The sequence below is a fragment of the Kitasatospora sp. NPDC088264 genome (assembly GCF_040685715.1).
GTDB lineage: Bacteria > Actinomycetota > Actinomycetes > Streptomycetales > Streptomycetaceae > Kitasatospora.
Window position 1 is genome coordinate 17,542 of sequence record NZ_JBFBIR010000025.1, and the last position, 14,932, is coordinate 32,473.

A 14,932-nucleotide genomic window follows, 5' to 3' on the forward strand; every position below is an offset into this window, starting at 1 on the left:
CGGGAAGGGCGGGGCCGGCGCGAGGGGTCGGGGGATCAGCCCTTGACCTCGACCTGGGTCCAGGCCGGGTTTCCGAAGGAGTCGAACTTCACGTTCTGCACCTTGGTCGAGTAACCCGAGTTGGTGCGGTAGTACCAGAGCGGGATAGCCGGCATCCCGCTCGGCAGCACCGCCTCGGCCTGCTGGTAGCCGGTCACCGTGTCGGCGACGCTGGCGGCCTCGTCGGCCTTGGTGGCCGCCTGGTCGAACTGCGGGTTGCTGTAGCCGAAGTCGTTGGACGCGGCGCCGGTGCGGTACACGTCGGACAGGAAGTTGGCGTTCAGCGGGTAGTCCTGCACCCAGCCGGTGCGGAAGGCGCCGTTGACCTGGTGCCCGGTGATCGCGGCGCGCGCGGTCTTGAAGTCGGGCTTCGGGTCGCCGAGGCACTCGACGCCGGTGCTCTGCCGGATCGAGTTGCAGACCGCGTCGACCCACTCCTTGTGGCCGCCGTCGGAGTTGTAGGTGATCAGCAGCTTGTTGCCGGGGACGCCGCCGCCGTCGCTGATCAGCTGCTTGGCCTTGGCGGGGTCGAACTTGCAGAAGTCGCCGCAGGCGCCGTCCTTGTAGCCCTCGACGCCCTCGGCCACCCAGGCGGTGGCCGACTTGCGGGAGTTCTGCAGCACCGTCTTGGTGATGGTGTCGCGGTCGATCGCCATGGACAGGCCCTGGCGCACCTTGGCCTTGTCGGGCGCGGCCCAGTCGGCCTGGTAGAGGGTGAAGCCGATGTTCTGGATGGCGCCCTGCGGGGCGTCGATCGCCCGGTCTCCGAGGTCGCTCTTGTACGTCGCCAGCGCGGACGGCGGCACCTGGTCCATCACGTCCAGGTTGCTGGACTGGAGGTCGGCGTAGGCGGCCTCGGACGTGGTGTACATCTTGAAGACGATGCCGCCGTTCTTCGGCTTGTCGACGCCCTGGTAGTCCGGGAAGGCCTTGGTGACGACCTCGGTGTTGTGGTTCCAGCTGACGAACTGGTAGGGGCCGTTGCCCACCGGCTTCTGCCCGTACCCGGTCGGGTCGTTGAAGAAGGCGTCCGGCAGCGGGGAGAAGGCGATGTAGCCGAGCTTGTACTCGAAGTACGAGACCTTGTTGCTGAGCTTGACGGTGAAGTGCAGGTCGTCGACCACGGTCAGGCCGGACATCTTGGTCGCGGTCGGCTGGCCGCTGCCGGGGTGGACGTCCTGGTAGCCCTCGATGTCGGAGAACCAGGAGCTGTTGATCTGGTTGTTGCTGGTGGTCGCGCTCCAGTTCCAGGAGTCCACGAAGTTCTTGGCGTGCACCGGCGTGCCGTCGTGGAACTTCCAGCCGTCCTTCAGCGTGACGTCGAAGGTCTGGGAGTCGCTGGTGTCGATCTTGTCGGCGACCTGCATCCGGATCTTGGCGGTGGCGGGGTCGTAGTCGACCAGCCCCTTGAAGAGGTTCTGGATGATGCGACCACCGCCGACCTCGTTCGCGTTGGCCGGCTGCAGCGGGTTCTGCGGCTCACTGCTCTGGTAGCTGAAGCTCTTGCTGCTGTCCGACGAGCTGTTGCTGCTTCCGCCGCCGCCGCTGCTGCACCCGGTGGCCACCAGGGCCACGGATGTCGCAGCGGCGAGGACCCAGCGAGCACGGGCGGCTACGGGCATGGAAGTCCCTCCTCGTGGTGTGTGTCGCATCACACCCCATGAGAAGCGCGCCCGGACGACGGCGCGAGTCAGGTGCACCCGGACGGGTGCACCGGACGCCCCGTGAGTTGACGGAACGACGGAAGGGCCCGCGGCGCGAAGCCACGGGCCCTTCCGGGGATGCCACGGGGAGTCAGGCGGCGGCCGGCTCCCGGACCTCGGCGAAGTGACAGGCCGACTCGTGCGCGGCCGGGCCCTTCAGCACCGAGGGCACCGCGAGCAGCGGGATCTCCTCGGCGCAACGGTCCTCCGCCTTCCAGCAGCGGGTGCGGAAGCGGCAGCCGGACGGCGGGTTGGCCGGCGAGGGGATGTCACCGGTCAGGATGATCCGATCGCGGTTCTCGCGCGCCGTCGGGTCCGGCACCGGCACCGCGGAGAGCAGCGCCTGGGTGTACGGGTGGGTGGCGTTGTCGTAGATCTGCTCGTCGGTGCCGATCTCGACCATCTTGCCGAGGTACATCACGCCGACGCGGTCGGAGATGTGCCGGACGATGGAGAGGTCGTGCGCGATGAACATGTACGACAGGCCGAAGTCGCCCTGCAGCTTCTCCAGCAGGTTGATCACCTGCGCCTGGACGGACACGTCCAGGGCGGAGACCGGCTCGTCGCAGATGATGATCTCGGGCTTGAGCGCGAGGCCGCGGGCGATGCCGATGCGCTGGCGCTGGCCGCCGGAGAACTGGTGCGGGTACCGGTTGATGTACTCCGGGTTCAGACCCACGACGTCCAGCAGGTCCTGGACGGCCTTGCGGCGGTCGCCCTTGGGCGCCACCTCGGGGTGGATCTCGAAGGGCTCCCCGATGATGTCGCCGACCGTCATGCGCGGGTTCAGCGAGGTGTACGGGTCCTGGAACACCATCTGGATGTTCCGGCGGACGGCCTTGAGGGCCTGGCCGGACAGCTTGGAGATGTCCTCGCCCTTGAACAGCACCTGGCCGGAGGTCGCCCGCTCCAGGTTCATCAGCACCTTGGCCAGCGTGGACTTGCCACAGCCGGACTCGCCGACGATGCCGAGCGTCTCGCCCTTCGCCAGCTCGAAGGAGATGCCGTCGACCGCCTTGACCGCGCCGACCTGCTTCTTGAAGAGGATGCCCTGGCTCAGCGGGTAGTGCTTGACCAGGTCCTTGACCTCCAGGATGGGCTCAGCCATGGAGGGTCTCCTTCCAGAGGTGGCACGCGCTGCGGCGGCCGGTGAGCTCCTTGCCGTCCTTGTCGGTCACCTGGTGCAGCGCCGGGATCTCCGTGCGGCACAGGTCGGTGGCGACGTCACAGCGGGGGTTGAACGCGCAGCCGGCCGGGACCTTCAGCAGGTTCGGGGGCAGGCCCTGGATCGCGTAGAGCTCCTGACCCTTCTGGTCCAGGCGCGGGATCGAGCGGAGCAGGCCCTTGGTGTACGGGTGCGCCGGGTTGGCGTACAGGTCGTGCACCGGGGCGGTCTCGACGATCCGGCCGGCGTACATCACGGCGATCTTGTCCGCGACGTCGGCGACCACGCCGAGGTCGTGGGTGATCAGGATCAGGCCCATGTTGTACTCGGCCTGGAGCTCCGCGAGCAGGTCCATCACCTGGGCCTGGACGGTGACGTCCAGGGCGGTGGTGGGCTCGTCCGCGATGATCAGGTCGGGCTGCATCGAGAGCGCCATGGCGATCATGATGCGCTGGCGCATGCCGCCGGAGAACTGGTGCGGGTAGTCGCCGACGCGCTGCCTGGCGGCCGGGATGCGCACCCGGTCCATCAGCTCGATGGCCTTCTCCTTGGCGTCCTTCTTGGAGGCGCCCTGGTGCACCCGGAACATCTCGCCGAGCTGGTAGCCCACGCTGAGCACGGGGTTGAGCGAGGACAGCGCGTCCTGGAAGATCATCGCGATCTTCTGGCCGCGGATCCTGCGCCGCTCCTCGTTGCCCATCTTGAGCATGTCCTGGCCGCGGTACAGGATCTCGCCCTGCGTCACCTTGCCGGGCGGCATGTCCAGGATGCCCATGATGGTCTGGGCGGTCACGGACTTGCCGGAGCCGGACTCTCCGAGCACGGCGAGCGTCTCGCCGGCCGCGACGGAGTAGTTGACGCCGTTCACGGCCTTCGCGATGCCGTCCCGGGTGTGGAACTCCACGTGGAGGTTCTTGACCTCCAGCAGCGGGGTGCCAACTTCGAGTCGGCCGCTCTTCTGGTTGTTGTTCTCGATCACGGTGGTCATCGGGTCGTCACCTCTTCTCTCAGCGGAGCTTCGGGTCGAGGGCGTCGCGCACCGCGTCGCCGAGCATGATGAAGGCCAGAACCGTGAGGCTCAGCATTCCGGCGGGGAAGAACAGGGCGAACGGGGCGGTCCGGATCACCTTCTGGGCGGTGTTGATGTCGATGCCCCAGGAGATGGTCGGGTCCTGCAGACCGATGCCGAGGAAGCTCAGCGTCGCCTCGGTGGCGATGTAGCCGCCGAGCGCGATGGTGGCGACGACGATCACCGGGGCGACCGCGTTCGGCAGGATGTGCTTCCACAGGATCCGGCTGGTGCCTGCGCCGAGCGCCTTGGCGGCCGTCACGAAGTCGGCCTGCTTGACCGTGATGACCGAACCGCGCATGACACGGGTCATCTGGGTCCAGCCCAGGGAGACCAGCGCGAAGACCACGCTCCAGATGGTGCGCGAGGTGAAGGCGTTGAGGATGACCAGGGCGCCGAGCAGCAGCGGGATGCCGAAGAAGATGTCGGTGACCCGGGAGATGATCGTGTCGACCCAGCCACCGAAGTAGCCGGCCAGCATGCCGGTGATGCCACCGAGGATGGTCACACCCGCCGTGACGCAGATGCCGACGACGACCGAGGCGCGGGCGCCGTAGATCACCCGGGCGTAGATACTGCGGCCCTGGAGGTCGTAGCCGAACCAGTCCGCCTGGAAGAAGTGGCTGTAGTTCGGCTTCGTCAGGTAGTGCGCGCGCAGGTCGCCGGCGCGCGGGTCCGCCGAGGTGAACAGCCCGGGGGCGATCGCGATGACGATCAGCAGCAGGATCAGCAGCGCGGAGATCACGAAGATCGGCTTGCGGCGCAGGTCGTGCCAGGCGTCGGAGCCGAGGCTGCGGGCCTTCTCGGGCTTGGCCGCCGGGGTGTCGGCGCCACGCTGGGCCGGGATCTCCTCGGCCGTCTTCTTCTCGGTCAGGTCAGGCATAACGGATCCTCGGGTCCAGGACCGCGTAAAGCAGGTCGACGATCAGGCCGGCGGCCAGGTATACGAGCACCAGGAAGGCCACGAAGCCGGCGACCGTCGGGCCCTCCTTGTGGTTGATCGCCGCGTAGAGCGCGTTGCCGATGCCCTTGACGTTGAAGATGCCCTCGGTCACGATCGCGCCACCCATCAGGGCGCCCAGGTCGGTGCCGAGGAAGGTGACCACCGGGATCATCGAGTTGCGGAGCAGGTGGGTGCCGATCACCTTGCGCCGGGGCAGGCCCTTGGCCACCGCGGTGCGGACGTAGTCGGCCTTGATGTTCTCGGCTATGGAGGTACGGGTGAGACGCGCCACGTACGCCAGCGACAGCGAGCCGAGCACGAACGCCGGCAACACCAGCTGGGTGATGTCGTTGCTGTCCTGGACGGTCGGCGTGACCCACTTCAGGTTCTGCCCGAAGACCGTCTGGAAGATGAAGCCCAGCACCGGAACCGGGATCGAGATCAGCAGCAGGGTCAGGACCAGGGTGCTCTTGTCGAACGCCTTGCCGCGGCGCAGACCGGCGAAGAGGCCGATGGTGACGCCGAGCACGATCTCGATGGCGAACGCGAACAGCGCCAGCCGGGTGGTGACCGGCAGCGCATCGGTGATCACGTCGAGCACCGGCCGCTGGTCCAGGGTGGTTCCGAAGTCACCGGTGAGCAGCTTCCCCATGTAGTCGAGGTACTGCTGGACCAGCGGCTTGTCGAAGCCCATCTGGTGCCTCAGAGCGGCGAGCTGGGCCGGGTCCGGCGCCTTGTCGCCCCACATCGCGGCCACCGGGTCACCCGGCAGCGCGTGCACCATGAAAAAGATGAGCGCGGTCGTTCCGAGGAAGACCGGGATCATCTGGAGCAGTCGCCTTGCGACAAAGCGCCCCATCGTGCCTCCATGTATGACTCTGCCGGGCCCGTCATCCCGGCCAGAGATAAGTCGGCGTGCCAACGGCCGGTGCCAGTCCTCGCCCTTGTGGGGATGGGACGGGCACCGGCCGTTGTCACCGGGTCAGGCGGTGCCGACCGATTACTTCTTCTTGACCTCGACGTCGGTGTAGACCGGGTTGCCGAAGGAGTCGAACTTCACGTTCTGGACGTTGTTGGACCAGCCGGAGCTGGTCTTGTAGTACCAGAGCGGGATGGCCGGCATGTCCTTGGCCAGGACGGCCTCGGCCTGCTGGTAGAGCTCGGTGGTCTTCTCCACCGTGGTGGCCGCGTCGGCCTCCTTCGAGAGCTTGTCGAACTCCGGGCTGGAGTAGCCGGCGTCGTTCGCCGCCGCACCGGTGCCGTAGACGTCGCGCAGGAAGTTGGCGTTCAGCGGGTAGTCCTGCACCCAGCCGGTACGCATCATGCTCGACACCTGACGCTTGGTCACGATGTCGCGCGAGGTCTTGAAGTCCGGCTTCGGGTCACCGAGGCACTCGACGCCGGTGGCCTGGCGGATCGAGTTGCAGACCGCGTCGACCCACTCCTTGTGACCACCATCGGAGTTGTAGAGGATGGTGATCTTGTTGCCGGGCACGCCGTTGCCCTCGGCGATCAGCTGCTTGGCCTTGGCCGGGTCGTACTTGCAGGCGTCGCCGCAGGCGCCGGCCTTGTAGCCCATGACGCCGGGCGCCACGAAGCCGTCGGCGGGCTGACGCGTGCCGTTCAGCACGGTCTTGGTGATGGTGTCGCGGTCGATGGCCATCGACAGGCCCTGGCGGACCTTGGCCTTCTCCGGCGCGTTCCAGTCGGCGTTGTACAGCGCGAAGGAGATGTTCTGGATGGCGCCCTGCGGCTGGTCGACCGCGCGCTTGCCCAGGTCGTCCTTGTACTTGGGCAGGTCGGTCGAGTCGACCTGGTCCAGGACGTCGAGGGTGTCCGACATCAGGTCCTTGTACGCGGCCTCACCGGCGGTGTAGTTCCGGAAGACGATGCCGCCGTTCTTGGCCTTGTTCGTGCCCGCGTACTTGTCGAAGGCGGCCAGGGTGATGGCCTTGTTGTGCTCCCACGACACGAACTTGTACGGGCCGTTGCCGACCGGCTTCTGGCCGTAGCCCGCCGGGTCGGAGAAGAACCCGGTCGGCAGCGGGTAGAAGGCCGAGTAGCCGAGCTTGTACGTGAAGTACGAGACCGGGCTGCTCAGCTCGATGGTGAAGTGCGTGTCGTCGACGACCTTCAGACCGGACATGGTGTCGGCGGTCGGGTCACCCTTCTCCGGGTGAACGGCGTCGTAGCCGACGATGTCGGAGAACCAGTCCGAGTTGATCTGGTTGTTCTTGGTGTTCGCCGACCAGTTCCAGGAGTCCACGAAGGACTTGGCCGTCACCGGGGTGCCGTCGTGGAAGGTCCAACCGGACTTCAGCGTGACGGTGTAGTTCTTGGCGTCAGTGGTCTCGATCTTGTCGGCCACCTGGTTACGCAGGGCGCCAGTGGCGGGGTCGTAGTCGACGAGGCCCTGGAAGAGCTGCTTGACGATGCGGCCGCCCTGGTTCTCCATGGCGTTGGCCGGCTGCAGCGGACGCTGCGGCTCGCCGCTCTGGTAGCTGAACACGCCCTGGGCGTTGACCGCAGCGCCATCGGAGCTGCTCCCACCGGTGGAACCGCCACTGCTACAAGCAGTCGCGGCGAGGGCGACCGCAACAGCTGCGACAACCCACTTGGCCTGGCTCCCACCACGCATCGGTGTGCCTCCTGAATTCGACGTTGCAACGAGGAGGGCACTGCGGACGGGTGTTACCTGGCCCGCTGTGCCGTCCGCGCTCGTGGTTTCGGCGCGCACCCCTGCGCGTCACCCTTGACCCGAGCCTGACTGCACCCACTATCCGTCACGCACGGACACGAAAGTGACCAGTGACGATCTCAATTAGGTCACATGAACAGTCGGTAAGTTTCGAAAACCGGACATAAGAGACATAGCCAGACAGGCACCAAACGGACAGTCGTCATGAATGACGAACTGTCACGTTCGCTCAGCGGACACCTGGGAGTGATGAGCGCTATTCCGTTAATACGCCCGTCGACAACTTGGAGTAGTTGAAAAAGTTCGCCCCCCTCTCCATGGGAAAGGGGGGCGAAGCATTCCGGCCAAAGGCCGGTCAAGCCGTCCGGATCACGCCTTCTTGGCGCGCGAGGCGGTGCGGCCGCGGTCCTTCGCGTCGAGGACGACCTTACGGATGCGAACCGTCTCCGGGGTCACCTCGATGCACTCGTCCTCGCGGCAGAACTCCAGCGACTGCTCCAGCGAGAGCTTGCGCGGCGGGACGATCGACTCGGCCACGTCTGCGTTCGAGGAACGCATGTTGGTGAGCTTCTTCTCCTTGGTGATGTTGACGTCCATGTCGTCGGCGCGCGAGTTCTCGCCGACGATCATGCCCTCGTACACCTCGGTGCCCGGCTCGCAGAAGAGCACGCCGCGCTCCTGGAGGTTGGTCATCGCGAAGGCGGTGACCACGCCGGACCGGTCGGCGACCAGCGAACCGTTGTTGCGGGTGGTCAGGGTGCCGAACCACGGCTCGTGGCCCTCGTGGATCGAGTGCGCGATGCCGGTGCCGCGGGTGCTGGTGAGGAACTCGGTCCGGAAGCCGATCAGACCGCGGGACGGGACGACGAACTCCATCCGGACCCAGCCCGAGCCGTGGTTGGACATGTTGTCCATCCGGCCCTTGCGGACGCCCATGAGCTGCGTGACCGCGCCCATGTGCTCCTCCGGCACGTCCACCGTGAGGCGCTCGACCGGCTCGTGGGTCTTGCCGTTGACCTGCTTGGTGACGACCTGCGGCTTGCCGACGGTCAGCTCGAAGCCCTCGCGGCGCATGGTCTCGATCAGGATGGCCAGCGCCAGCTCACCGCGGCCCTGCACCTCCCAGGCGTCCGGGCGCTCGGTCTCCAGGACGCGCAGCGAGACGTTACCGATCAGCTCACGGTCCAGGCGGTCCTTCACCTGGCGGGCGGTGACCTTGCGGTCCACCTTGCCGCTGGACTTCGCGTCCGCGCCCTTGCCGCTGCCGCCACGGCCGACCAGCGGCGAGGTGTTGGTGCCGATGGTCATCGAGATGGCCGGCTCGTCCACCGTGATCAGCGGCAGCGCGATCGGGTTCTCCGGGTCGGCGAGGGTCTCGCCGATCATGATCTCGGAGATGCCGGCGACGGCGCAGATGTCACCCGGGCCCGCCACCTCGGCCGGCTTGCGGGTGAGCGCCTCGGTCATCAGCAGCTCGGAGATGCGGACGCTGGAGATGGTGCCGTCGCGCTTGATCCAGGCCACGGTCTGGCCCTTGCGCAGCTCGCCCTGCTCGACGCGCAGCAGCGCGATGCGGCCGAGGAAGTTGTCGGCGTCGAGGTTGGTGACGTGGGCCTGGAGCGGCGCGTCAGCCTCGTACGTCGGGGCCGGGACGTGCTCCAGCAGGGTGGAGAAGAACGGCTCCAGGCTGGTGCTGTCGGCCGGGACGGTGCCGTTCTCCGGCTTGGTCAGCGAGGCGACGCCGTCACGGGCACAGGCGTAGACGATCGGGAACTCGATCTGGTCCTCGTCGGCGTCCAGGTCCAGGAACAGGTCGTAGGTCTCGTTGATGACCTCGTCGATCCGGGAGTCCGGGCGGTCCGTCTTGTTGATGCAGAGGATGACGGGCAGCCGGGCGGTGAGCGCCTTGCGGAGCACGAAGCGCGTCTGCGGCAGCGGGCCCTCGGAGGCGTCGACCAGCAGGACGACCGCGTCCACCATCGACAGACCGCGCTCGACCTCGCCACCGAAGTCGGCGTGGCCCGGGGTGTCGATGATGTTGATGGTGATGGGCGCGCCACCATCCTTCGGGTGGTACTTGACGGCGGTGTTCTTCGCGAGAATGGTGATGCCCTTCTCGCGCTCCAGGTCGTTGGAGTCCATCATCCGGTCGTCCAGGTGCTGGTGGGCGGCGAAGGCGCCGGCCTGCTTCAGCATGGCGTCGACCAGAGTGGTCTTGCCGTGGTCGACGTGGGCGACGATAGCGACGTTGCGGATGTCGTTGCGCGTGGGCATGCCTAGCTGATTCTCCTGGAATCGTGGGTTACGGCGCCCGGCCGCGAGACGCCGACCAGCGATCCCTGCTGGATCGCCGCCGCCCGTTCCGCCTGCTACTACCGGTCCACCCGCCGTGGCAACGGACATGCCCCGGCTTCCTCCTATCGTACGGGGAAGCGCCCAGGTGAGCAGAAACGGGCAGGTCGGGCGGGATCAAGATCACAGGCAGGCCACCCGTTCGTCACCCGCTGTTCGCTCCCCGACCGGCTCCGGCGGGCCCGGGGAACGGGCTCAAGCGCTCCACCCCACGTCCTGGAAGCGCGGCCAGCCGTACCCCCAGACCCCGGCGCCCGCGACGCCCGCCCGGACGCCGACCAGCTCGGGCCGCTGGTAGAGCGGCACCGAGTGGCCGAGCTGCCAGATCCGCACGTCCGCCTCCTGGAGCAGGCGGAGCCGGGCGGCCGGGTCGAGCTCGGCGGTGGCGCGGTCGAAGAGCCGGTCGATCTCCTCGGTTCCGCTGCGGGCGTAGTTGCTGCCGGGGTCGAGGGTGCCGTCGGCGTCGGGCCGGGGCTTGGCGTAGACGGGCCGCTGCTCGCTCGCCGGGCTGGTGCCGGCGGGCCAGGAGAACAGGGCGAGGTCGTACTCCCCGGCGGCCAGCTGGTCCTGGACGAAGGTGTCGGCGGACGCGGTCACGGCCTTCACCTCGACACCGGACTCGCCGAGGTCGGCGGTGAGCGCGTCGGCGGTCCGCTTGGCGGTCGCGGAGCCGGCCGGGACGAGCAGGGTGAGGGTGAGCTCCTTGTCGTCCTTGGTGCGGGTGCCGCCGGTGTCGGGCCGCTTCCAGCCCGCCTCGTCGAACAGCCGGGCGGCGTCGGCCGGGCCGGCGGCCGCACTGTTGTCGCGGTAGCCGTCCTGGTCGCCGGCGAGCAGGTGGCTGCCCAGCGGGGCGCCGGGCAGGCCGAGCGGGGTGAGCGCGGCGTCGGCGATCCGCCGCCGGTCGACGGCGCGGGTCAGGGCGAGCCGCAGGGCCGGGTCGGCGAGCGGGCCGTGGGCGGAGTTGAGGGTGAGCTGGGTGAGCGAGGCGCCGACGGCCCGGTGCACGATGACGCCGTGCAGTCCCTCGGCCCGCCGCAGGGCCAGCGCCGCGGCCTCGGGTGCGGCGGGCGGGGGCGCCGCCTCGGCGGTCGGCGTATCGGAGGCGCCCGGGGTGGCGGTCGGTGTGGCGGAGGCGGTGGGCGTGGCGGAGGCGGCCGGGGCGGGCGCGGGCACCGCCTGGTCCACCGCCGCGGTGAGCGGGGCGATGTCCAGCCGGTTCTGGTCGAGCGCGTCCAACCGGCCCTCCGGCGGCGCGGCGATGAACTCGATCCGGTCGGTCTTCGGCTGGTCCCCCCACCACCGCGGGTTGCGGGCGAGGACGACCTGCCCGCCCGCGGGGTCGTACCCGGAGACGGTGTACGGCCCGGCGCTCAGGTGCTCTCCGCCGGTCAGCGCCTGGTTGAACGCGGCCGGGGTGGCCGTCTCGGCCGCCGGGTAGAGCGGGCCGAACAGCGAGCGCCATTCGGCGTACGGGCGCCGGAAGGTCACCCGGACTTCGTGCGGGTCGGCGCCCTGGGCGATCGCGTCGATGGCGTCGTACCCGGCCGGGCGTCCGCCCTGGTAGGTCGGGTCGAGGCCGGAGAGGGCGGCCCGCTGGGCGGTCAGGTCGGCGGCCGTGAGCGGGGTGCCGTCGCTCCAGACCGCGCGCGGGTTGAGCCGGTAGGTGACGACCTGCGGCTGCTGCCCGGGCGGGGTGGACTCGGCGCCGGCCAGGTAGTCCGGGTCGGGGACGAGCCGGCCGTGCCCGTCGGGCCGGAACAGCGAGGGGTAGAGGGCGTGCGCGAGCAGTGCCGAGTCGGCGGTCGCGTCACCCTGGTAGACGTTGAGCGTGGCCGGGACGCCGTCCACGGCCCAGCGCAGCCTGCCGCCGCCCCGGACGGCGGTGCGGTCCGCGGCCCGGACGTCCCCGGTGCCGGAGGTGGGGTCGGCCGAGGCCGGCGCGGGGTCGGGGGTACGGGCCGGATCCGGGCCGTCGGAGCAGCCGCCGAGGCCGGCGGCGAGCAGCAGCGCGACGGCTGCGGAGGTGAGCTGGCGGACGCGCATGGCGGCCATGGAACGCCGTCCGGGCGCCCGGGCCCGGGCCGACACGGCGAACCGCCCGCCGACTGCACCCGGACGGCCGAACCGCGACCGGCCTAGAGGCCCAGCTCGAACCAGACGATCTTGCCCTTGGGCGTCCGCCGGCTGCCCCAGCGCTCGGCCAGCAGGCTGACCAGTTGCAGGCCGCGCCCGCCCTCGTCGGTCTCCTGGGCGCGCCGCTGCCGGGGCTGGGCGTAGCCGTCGTCCCAGACCTCGCAGACCAGGCCGCGATCGCGCAGCAGCCGCAGCCGGATCTCGCCCCGGCCGTGCTTGAGCGCGTTGGTGACCAGTTCGCTGACCAGCAGCTCGGTGGTGTCCACGAGCTCCTCCAGGCCGCGGGTCAGCAGCCAGCTGCAGGCCAGCTCGCGGGCCTTGGCGACGGAGGTGGGCTCGGGCGGCAGGAACCAGTTGCCGACGGCGTCCTCGGGGAAGGCGTGCACCTTGGCCATCAGCAGGGCGATGTCGTCCTCGCCGTGGTGCGGGTTGAGCTCGCCGAGGACGTGCTCGCAGAGCTCTTCGAGGCCCTTGCCCTTGGCCGACAGCGCGGTGCGGAAGCCGCGCAGGCCCTCGTCCAGCTGGTGCTTGCGGCTCTCCACCAGGCCGTCCGTGTAGAGGCCGAGGATGGCGCCGTCCGGGAGGGTCAGCTCGACCTCCTCGAAGGGCTCGCCGCCGACGCCGAGCGGCAGGCCGGGCGGGACGTCGAGCATCCGGGCGGGCTCGCCGGGGCTGAGCAGGACGGGCGGCAGGTGGCCGGCGTTGGCGATCCAGCAGCGCCGGGTGACGGCGTCGTAGACCGCGTAGACGCAGGTGGCCAGGTAGACCTCGCGGGCCTCCTCGTCGGCGGCGGAGGTGAGCCGGCCGTACGGGGTGGGCGGGCCGGCCGGCACGGTGTCGCCGCCGAGGCCGCGGGCGATCTCGTCGAGGGCGGTGAGCACCTCGCCGGGCTCCAGGTCGAGCATGGCGAGGGTGCGGACGGCGGTGCGCAGCTGGCCCATGGCGACGGCGGCGCGCAGGCCGCGCCCCATCACGTCGCCGATGACCAGGGCGGTGCGGTTGCCGGGCAGCGGGATGACGTCGAACCAGTCTCCGCCGACCTCGGTGTTGTTGTTGCTGGGCAGGTAGCGGCAGGCGATCTCCAGGCCGCTGGCGGCCGGGTTGCCCGGGGGCAGCAGGCTGCGCTGGAGGATCAGGGCGCGCTCGTGCTCGCGGCGGTAGAGCCGGGCGTTGTCGATGCAGACGGCGGCGCGGGCGACGAGTTCCTCGGCGATGGCGACGTCGCGGGCGTCGAAGGGCTCGCTGCCGATCGCGCGGGAGAGCTGGACGAGGCCGAGCACCTGGTCGCGGGCGACCAGCGGGACGATCAGGGTGGAGCGCAGCAGCGGGTCGGGCCCGGGCTCGGGGACGACGCTGCGGCCGGTGCGCAGCGCCCGGGCGTGCGGGGAGCGTCGCGGGTAACAGAGGGTGCCGCCGGCCTCGGCGATGGGCAGGCCGGTGACCGAGCCGAGCACCGAGGAGGCGCCGCCGATGACGCTGGAGACGGCGACCCGGCGCAGTTCGCCGCTGCCGTCGGTGAGCACGGTGTCGCCGAGCCGGCCGGCGCTGGGCACGGTCTCGCCGGAGAGCAGCGCGGTGTACAGGTCGACGGTGGCGAGGTCGCAGAACGGCGGGACGACGACGTCGAGCAGTTCCTTGGCGGTGGTCTCCAGGTCGAGGGTGGAGCCGATGTGCGCGCTGGCCTCGTTGAGCAGGGCGAGGTTGCGGCGGACGCCGTCGGCCTCGCGCTCGGCGACGTGCCGGCTGGTGACGTCGGAGACCTGCCCGGCGACGCCGATCGGCTGTCCGGCCGCGCCGTTGAGGCGGTACAGCGAGACGGCCCAGAGCCGGTTGCCCTCGCGGGTGGGGACGGCGCCGTGGAAACGCAGGTCGAAGACGGGCTCGCCGGTGGCGAGGACCTTGCGCAGGGCGGCGGTGAGGCGGTCGGCCTCGGACGGCGGGAAGAGGTCGTGCGGGGTGAGGCCTTCGAGGTCGGTGGGGGCCAGGCCCATGCCGGAGGCGAAGGCGTCGTTGACCCGCTGGAGGCGCAGCCGGTCGTCGAACAGGATGAAGCCGGTGGGCGTCTGCCCGAAGACGGCCTCGGAGGCGGCGAGGTCGGTCTCGACCCGGCGCAGCCGCCCGAGGTCGACGGCCAGGCAGGTGGCGCCGGCGGTGGGCAGGGCGCTGTCGGGCATCAGGTAGAGCTCGGCGAGGCCCTCGCCGCCGACGGCGTCCCGGTAGGGGGTGGTGCCGACCCACTCCTCGCCGGCCAGGGCGCGTTCCAGCCGGGCGCGTCCGCGCTGCCAGAGCTCGCGGGGGACGAAGGTGGTGATCGGGTCGGCGCCGACGGCGTCGGGGGCGGGGACGCCGAAGAACTCGGCGGCGCGCTCGCTCCACTGGCTGATCCGGCCGTCGGGGCCGATGGTGAAGGTGGCGACCCGGATGTAGTCGTAGATCGACCCGGGGCCGCCCGCGCCCCGCGGCTGGTCCGCGGCCCCGGGGTGGTGACCGAGGCCCACGGGGCCGGCGCCGGGCGGGTCCGCCGGCGCGGGCAGGTGCGGTGAACCGGCCTGCCCGGGCACGACAGCATGACCGCTGCTGCTCGGCGCGTTCCGCGCCGGGGTGCTGTTCAACGGACCGACCCCTCCAACCCGCGACCGTCCGGATGTCGAGAAGACCGAGTATTCATCATCGAGGGGTACGTTCACACGCCCTCAACATCACAACATCAGATCGGGCGAAGGTTTTTGTCCTACCGCCCGCGCAACCACAATGCCACGTCCGCGCCCCCTTCCGGGCTGCGCGCTCCCCCCGGCCACCTGCTGGCATATGCGGTCCCGCCCTCCTCGCC

9 protein-coding genes are annotated in these 14,932 nt (G+C 69.9%); all 9 read right to left on the reverse strand.

Annotation, left to right across the window (positions count from 1 at the left end; all coding sequences use genetic code 11):
- Window positions 1-35: 35 nt before the first annotated feature.
- A complete protein-coding gene (locus AB0O82_RS20570; RefSeq protein ID WP_363585424.1) occupies window positions 36-1,661 on the reverse strand; it encodes an ABC transporter substrate-binding protein in 1,626 nt (541 codons plus the stop codon).
- Between the two features lie 172 nt (window positions 1,662-1,833).
- Window positions 1,834-2,850 (reverse strand): dipeptide ABC transporter ATP-binding protein, encoded by a 1,017-nt coding sequence (locus AB0O82_RS20575; protein WP_350879925.1) that lies wholly within the window; start codon window positions 2,848-2,850, stop codon window positions 1,834-1,836.
- Complete coding sequence (locus AB0O82_RS20580; protein WP_363585425.1) at window positions 2,843-3,895, reverse strand: ABC transporter ATP-binding protein; 1,053 nt, start codon at window positions 3,893-3,895, stop codon at window positions 2,843-2,845. The genes AB0O82_RS20575 and AB0O82_RS20580 overlap by 8 nt, the downstream gene beginning before the upstream one ends.
- A gap of 19 nt (window positions 3,896-3,914) precedes the next feature.
- Entirely contained in the window at window positions 3,915-4,859 is a 945-nt protein-coding gene (locus AB0O82_RS20585; RefSeq protein WP_363585426.1) for an ABC transporter permease, read from the reverse strand.
- Window positions 4,852-5,778 (reverse strand): ABC transporter permease, encoded by a 927-nt coding sequence (locus AB0O82_RS20590; RefSeq protein ID WP_363372519.1) that lies wholly within the window; start codon window positions 5,776-5,778, stop codon window positions 4,852-4,854. The genes AB0O82_RS20585 and AB0O82_RS20590 overlap by 8 nt, the downstream gene beginning before the upstream one ends.
- A 141-nt stretch (window positions 5,779-5,919) precedes the next feature.
- Window positions 5,920-7,557, reverse strand: a complete 1,638-nt coding sequence (locus tag AB0O82_RS20595; RefSeq protein WP_363372516.1) for an ABC transporter substrate-binding protein — start codon at window positions 7,555-7,557, stop codon at window positions 5,920-5,922.
- Between the two features lie 429 nt (window positions 7,558-7,986).
- Window positions 7,987-9,891 carry a translational GTPase TypA gene (gene typA / locus AB0O82_RS20600; RefSeq protein ID WP_063347962.1) on the reverse strand — a complete coding sequence of 635 codons (1,905 nt, stop codon included), beginning with the start codon at window positions 9,889-9,891 and terminating at the stop codon, window positions 7,987-7,989.
- Window positions 9,892-10,164: 273 nt separating this feature from the next.
- Complete coding sequence (locus AB0O82_RS20605) at window positions 10,165-12,012, reverse strand: ABC transporter family substrate-binding protein (RefSeq protein ID WP_363585427.1); 1,848 nt, start codon at window positions 12,010-12,012, stop codon at window positions 10,165-10,167.
- A gap of 92 nt (window positions 12,013-12,104) precedes the next feature.
- Window positions 12,105-14,600 carry a SpoIIE family protein phosphatase gene (locus tag AB0O82_RS20610; RefSeq protein ID WP_363585479.1) on the reverse strand — a complete coding sequence of 832 codons (2,496 nt, stop codon included), beginning with the start codon at window positions 14,598-14,600 and terminating at the stop codon, window positions 12,105-12,107.
- Window positions 14,601-14,932: the final 332 nt, after the last annotated feature.

Bases quoted from the DNA above. Each gene is read 5' to 3' on its own strand.
- AB0O82_RS20570 (WP_363585424.1), bottom strand. From the start codon at position 1,661: ATGCCCGTAGCCGCCCGTGCTCGCTGGGTCCTCGCCGCTGCGACATCC.
- AB0O82_RS20575 (WP_350879925.1), bottom strand. From the start codon at position 2,850: ATGGCTGAGCCCATCCTGGAGGTCAAGGACCTGGTCAAGCACTACCCG.
- AB0O82_RS20580 (WP_363585425.1), bottom strand. From the start codon at position 3,895: ATGACCACCGTGATCGAGAACAACAACCAGAAGAGCGGCCGACTCGAA.
- AB0O82_RS20585 (WP_363585426.1), bottom strand. From the start codon at position 4,859: ATGCCTGACCTGACCGAGAAGAAGACGGCCGAGGAGATCCCGGCCCAG.
- AB0O82_RS20590 (WP_363372519.1), bottom strand. From the start codon at position 5,778: ATGGGGCGCTTTGTCGCAAGGCGACTGCTCCAGATGATCCCGGTCTTC.
- AB0O82_RS20595 (WP_363372516.1), bottom strand. From the start codon at position 7,557: ATGCGTGGTGGGAGCCAGGCCAAGTGGGTTGTCGCAGCTGTTGCGGTC.
- typA (WP_063347962.1), bottom strand. From the start codon at position 9,891: ATGCCCACGCGCAACGACATCCGCAACGTCGCTATCGTCGCCCACGTC.
- AB0O82_RS20605 (WP_363585427.1), bottom strand. From the start codon at position 12,012: ATGCGCGTCCGCCAGCTCACCTCCGCAGCCGTCGCGCTGCTGCTCGCC.